Source organism: Segeticoccus rhizosphaerae (assembly GCF_009192725.1).
Lineage (GTDB): Bacteria > Actinomycetota > Actinomycetes > Actinomycetales > Dermatophilaceae > Segeticoccus > Segeticoccus rhizosphaerae.
The window spans coordinates 1-5,512 of record NZ_VOHR01000256.1; the positions used below are offsets into that span (position 1 = coordinate 1).

Genomic DNA, 5,512 nt, shown 5'->3' on the forward strand with positions numbered 1-5,512 from the left:
CGAGCACGAGCAGGTCGGGGTCGGCGAGGTAGGCCCGCGCCAGCGCCACGAGCTGGCGCTCCCCCGCCGACAGGGACTCGCCGCGCTGGCCGACCCGGGTATCCAGTCCGCGCGGCAGGCCCGCCAGCCACTCGTCGAGCCCGAGCTCGGTGATCGCGAGCCGCACCTCGTCATCGGTGGCCGTCGGCCGGCCGAACCGGACGTTGTCGAGCAACGTGGTGTCGAAGAGGAAACCTTCCTGCGGCACCATCACGATCCGACTGCGCAACGAGTCGAACCGGACGTGGCGCAGGTCGACCCCGTCGATCCGCACGGCGCCGTGTCCCGGGTCCATCAGCCGGGTCAGCAGCTTGGCCAAGGTGGTCTTGCCCGAGCCGGTCTCGCCGACGACGGCCACCCTCGACCGGGGCGCGATCTCGAGGGCGACGTCGCGCAGCACCGTCTCGCCGCCCGGGTAGGCGAACGACACGTCGTCGAACTCGACGGTGATCGGCCCGCGCGGTAGCCGCACCCCGGCCTCACCGGGGTCGGCCACGTCCGCCGGGGTGTCGATGACCGCAATCACCCGGCGCCACCCGGCCACGGCGTTCTGCATCTCGTTGAGGATCTCGGTCGCCGTCTGGACCGGCTGGGTGAAGAGGTTGACCAGGAAGAGGAACGCCAGCAGCTCACCCAGGCTGAGGTGCCCCCGCACCGCGAGGACCGTCCCGACGACGATCACGACGGTGGTGGTCAGGCCCGAGACGAGCTGTCCGGTGGTGAAGGCGAGGACAGAGCGCGCCTGGGCGCCGATCGCCGCGCGCCGGTGGGCCTCGATGGCCGAGTCGAGCCGGGCTGCCGTGCGGTCCTCCACGCCATAGGCCCGGATGGTCGCCGCCCCGACAACCGACTCGGCCACCGCCCCGAGCAGGTCCCCGACCCGTTCGCGGACAGCCGTGTAGGCCCGTCCGACGATGCCCTGGAACTTGCGGATGATGAAGAACAGCGGCACGAAGCAGGCCCACACGACGAGCGCGAGCACGGGGCTGTAGACCAGCATCAGCACGGTGGCTACGGTGAGCTGCCCCAGCGACACGATGAACATCAGCCCGCCGAACTGGACGAACTTGGAGATGGTGTCGACGTCGCTGGTCACCCGTGACACGAGGGAGCCGCGCCGTTCGGTGTTCTGGGTCAGCACCGACAGGTCGTGGATGTGCCGAAACGCCTTGATGCGCAACGTGGACAGGCCACTCTCTGAGGCGCGGAACAGTCGGATGTTGACGAAGTACGACGTCACCGCCGTCAGCAGCACACCGACGGCGGCCACGGCCACGAAGAACACCACGATGCCGACGTCGGGGCCGCCCGGCGCGAGGATCCCCCGGTCGGTCGTCTGCTGCACGACGAACGGCACGAGCACCCGGCCGATCGTCGAGACCAGGGCCAGCCCGATCGTGACGAGGATCCCCTTGCGCAGCTCGGGCGAGAGCTCCAGCCCGCGCCGCAGCGTCTGCCCCGTGTCCAGGATCGGGCCGTCGGCGAGGTCTGTGGCCCGGCGCGGTGTGGTGGTGGCGCTCATCGCTGCTCGCCCGCGTCGACCAGGGAGGCCGACTCCTCGTCGGCGGCCACCGCCGCGCGTTCCTCCGCCTCCCGCGCGTATGCCGTGACGAGCCTCCGGTAGCCGGTGCACCGTGCCATCAGCTCGTCGTGCGTGCCATGGTCCACGACGCGGCCGTGGTCGAGGTAGACCACGTCGTCGGCGAGCCTGATCGTGGCCATGCGGTAGGCCACGACGAGCACGGTGGTGCCGCTCCGACCGGTCCGCAGCCCGGCCAGGATCGCCTGCTCGACGCTGGGGTCGACAGCACTCGTCGCGTCATCGAGGACGAGCAGTCGCGGCTCGCGGATCACCGCACGTGCCAGGGCGATCCGTTGCCGTTGGCCGCCCGAGAGCGACGCCCCTCTCTCTCCTACGCGCGTCTCGACACCCTCCGGCAACGCCGCCACGAACTCGTCGGCCTGCGCCACGCGCAGGGCCTCGCGGACCTGCGCATCGTCGTACGGGGCACCCAGGGTGACGTTGCCGCGCACGCTGTCGTCGAACATGAAGGTCTGCTGGGCGACGAGCGCGCCGACCTCCGGGATCCCGCCCCTGGTCACCTCACGCAGGTCGATGCCGTCGAGGGCGACGACACCGGTGTCCGGGTCCACGAGCCGCAGGACGAGCGACGTGAGCGTCGACTTGCCTGAGCCGGTCGGACCGACCAGCGCCGTGGTCCCTCCGGCAGGAAGGGTGAGGGTCACCTCGCGGACCGCGGGTTCGTCCTTGTCGACCCTGGCGTCGTCGCGGCTGACGTCGTAGCCGTAGCTGATCCCGGTCGCACGCACCCCTGCCGCGCCGTCGCGCGGCAGGTCGCCATCGCCATACGGCATCTGCCCCTCGGCTTGCAGGACGCGGTTGACGCGGTCGATTCCGACCACGGTGCGCGGCAGTTCGGACAGCACCCAGCCCAGGGCTCGGACGGGGAAGGCAAGGATCGAGAAAAGGTAGGCGATCTGCACCACCTCGGCGGCGCCGATCGCGCCAGAGGCGACCCGCGCGGTGCCGAAGCCCAGCACGGCGAGCGTGCCAAGGGTGGGGATCGCCTCGATCACCGGGTCGAAGGTGCCGCGGGTCCGGCCGACCTCGATGTTGGCGTCACGCAGCCGGTGGGTGACGTGGGTGAACCGGGTGGCCTCCTGCTCCTCGCGTCCCATCGCCTTGACGACCAGTCCCGCCTCCAGGCTCTCGTGCGCCACCTCGGAGACCTCGGCGCGTAGCTGTTGCGCGAGCGTCACGCGCGGCGACATCCGGCGCTGGAATGCGAGGTTGGCCAGGAAGAGCGCCGGGAACACGAGCAGACCGATCACCGCGAGCACCGAGTCGACGGCGAACATCTGCACGATGCCGACAGCGAGCATGACGAGGACGCCGACGGCCATCGGCAACGGGTTGAAGACCTCCCAACTCGCCTCGACGTCGGCGTTGGCGTTGGACAACAGCTGTCCGGAGGGGTGTCGGTGGTGCCAGGACAGCGGCAGCCGGAGGTACTGCCTGGTTACCCGCCGCCGGTACATCGCGCTGAGGTTGAAGAAGGTGACCCCGGCGCTGATCCGGCGCACGATCACGCCCAGGACGTTGAGCAGGGTCACTCCGCCCAGCAGCAGGCCGGCTGACCACAGCTGCCCGGCGGTGACCTCGCCGGCCTGGATCGCCGGGCTCACGACCTCGCGCGTGACCTTGCCGATGGCCCACGCGGTGGCCACGGTCATGACGCCGTAGAGGGCGCTGCCGAGGACGGCGAGCGCGAACCACCGCGGCTGCTGGCGGATCCCGGTGCCGAGGATGGAGAGGCCACGACGCAGGCTGGGCGGGGTCGCCGACGACACGTGTCCTCCGGGATCGGTGAAGGTGGGGTGGGACGAACCAGCCTCTCACGCTCCGACCCCCGGGCCGCGTCGTGACGATGGCAGGATGAGCCTATGGCCCACCTCGCCCGGCTCGAACGCCAGTCCCTCTGCGACACCTTCGAGCGGGTCGGCCGGGACGCACCCACTCTCTGCGACCCGTGGCTCACCCGTGACCTGGCGGCCCACCTGGTCATCCGCGACCGCCGGCCGGACACGGTGATCGGTTCAGCCGTGCCACAGGCGCCCGTCCTGGGGCAGCACGCGCGGCGCACCCAGGACAGCTACGCCGCGCAGGACTGGCCGCACCTGGTGGACCTGGTCCGCTCCGGGCCGCCCCGGTGGTCGCCGGTCTCGATCGCACCTCTCGACGAGGTGGTCAACCTGGTGGAGTACTTCGTCCACCACGAGGATGTGCTGCGTGCCGGTGAGGCGCCCGTGCGGCGTGACCTCGACCCCGACCTCGAGGCCGCGCTGTGGTCGACCCTGACCCGGATGGGACGCGTGTTGCTGCGTGGCTGCCCGGTCGGCGTGGTGGCGGTCACTCCGCAGCACGGTCGCCGCCAGCTGCGGTCGCCCCGCGACCAGGGCAGCGTCGTCCTGCGCAGCAGCCCGGGCGAGCTGGTCCTGCTCGCCTTCGGCCGTGGTCGCGTCGCCGAGGTCGAGGTGGACGGGCCGCCCGCGGCCGTGGCGGCCTTCGAGTCGTCCGACCTCGGTCTCTGACCGCCATATCCTTTCCGCCGCAGAGGGCGGCACGAGGCGGCGTGGTCGGTGGAGTCGGAGGGTCAGCGGACCGGTATGCCGTCCGCGCGCAGCGCGTCCTTGACGTCCCCGACGGACAGCTCGCCGAAGTGGAAGACGCTCGCCGCGAGGACGGCGTCCGCCCCCGCCTGCACCGCCGGCGGGAAGTCGGCCGCCCGGCCAGCCCCCCCGCTGGCGATCAGGGGCACGCGCACCTCGGCACGGACCCGGCGGATCAGGGGAAGGTCGAAGCCCTCCTTGGTGCCGTCGGCGTCCATCGAGTTGAGCAGGATCTCGCCGGCGCCGAGCTCGGCGGCCCGCGCGCACCACTCCACCGCGTCGAGGCCGGTCCCCCTGCGGCCGCCGTGCGTCGTCACCTCGAAGTCCTCCGTGGCCGCACCGGTGTCGTCGCGTCTGCGTCGGACGTCGGCCGAGAGCACCAGCACCTGGGACCCGAAACGGTCGGCCACGCGCGCGATCAGCTCCGGGTCGGCGATCGCCGCCGTGTTGACGCCCACCTTGTCGGCGCCGGCACGCAGCAGCCGGTCGACGTCCTCGACCGTGCGCACGCCGCCGCCCACGGTCAACGGGATGAAGACCTGCTCGGCGGTGCGGCCCACCACCTCGTAGGTCGTCTCGCGGTCGCCGCTGCTGGCCGTCACGTCGAGGAAGGTGAGCTCGTCGGCCCCCTGGGCGTCGTAGCGCTGGGCCAGCTCCACCGGATCCCCGGCGTCGCGCAGCCGCGCGAAGTTGACGCCCTTCACCACCCGCCCGGCGTCGACGTCCAGGCACGGGATGACGCGGATGGCAACGCTCACCGCTCGAGCCTATCCAGCAACGAGTCGACGAGCCGACGCGTCTAGGGTGCGGACATGCCACCGGGACCGTCCGCGTCGACCCTCGCGGCCGTCACCGACCTCGTCGCGCAGACCGGACCGCGGTGCGGCAGCACGTTGGTCGTCGCGGTCGACGGCCGCAGCGGCGCCGGCAAGACCACCTTCGTCGAGGCGCTGCTGGGTGCGCTCACGGACGCGGTGCTGCCGACGTCGGCCCCGTCGAGGCGCCCGCAGCTGCTCCCCCTCGACGACCTCTACCCGGGCTGGGACGGCCTGGCCCGGGGGGTGCGGCGGCTCCACGACCAGGTGCTGCAGCCCCTCTCGCGCGGTGAGCGGGCGGCATACCGGCGGTTCGACTGGCTGGAGGGGCGAGACGGCGAGACGGTCACCCTCCCTCCCATGGGGCTGCTGGTCGTCGAGGGTGCAGGGTGCAGCGTCCCGCCGTGCGCCGCCCTCGAGTCGGTCCGGGTCTGGCTCGACGCGGCCGGGGACACCCGCCGCTCGCG

General features: G+C 72.1%; 5 protein-coding genes. 2 read left to right on the forward strand and 3 right to left on the reverse strand.

Annotated elements, in window-relative coordinates; translation table 11 throughout:
- Together FRW57_RS16510 and FRW57_RS16515 are read right to left on the reverse strand one after the other, a co-directional pair.
- On the reverse strand, positions 1-1,561 hold a 1,561-nt coding region (locus tag FRW57_RS16510), incomplete at its 3' end, for an ABC transporter ATP-binding protein (RefSeq protein ID WP_152186513.1).
- On the reverse strand, positions 1,558-3,411 hold the full coding sequence (locus FRW57_RS16515) for an ABC transporter ATP-binding protein (protein WP_152186514.1): 1,854 nt from the start codon (positions 3,409-3,411) through the stop codon (positions 1,558-1,560). The genes FRW57_RS16510 and FRW57_RS16515, both read right to left, overlap by 4 nt.
- Positions 3,412-3,504: 93 nt before the next feature.
- Here FRW57_RS16515 and FRW57_RS16520 point away from each other — a divergent pair, with 93 nt between their 5' ends.
- Positions 3,505-4,152 carry a TIGR03085 family metal-binding protein gene (locus FRW57_RS16520; protein ID WP_137122011.1) on the forward strand — a complete coding sequence of 216 codons (648 nt, stop codon included), beginning with the start codon at positions 3,505-3,507 and terminating at the stop codon, positions 4,150-4,152.
- Between the two features lie 62 nt (positions 4,153-4,214).
- Here FRW57_RS16520 and hisF read toward each other — a convergent pair whose 3' ends face one another.
- A complete protein-coding gene (hisF, locus tag FRW57_RS16525; RefSeq protein ID WP_137122010.1) occupies positions 4,215-4,988 on the reverse strand; it encodes an imidazole glycerol phosphate synthase subunit HisF in 774 nt (257 codons plus the stop codon).
- Positions 4,989-5,042: 54 nt separating this feature from the next.
- Here hisF and FRW57_RS16530 point away from each other — a divergent pair.
- The coding region (locus tag FRW57_RS16530; protein ID WP_152186515.1) for a uridine kinase family protein at positions 5,043-5,512 on the forward strand (470 nt) is incomplete at its 3' end.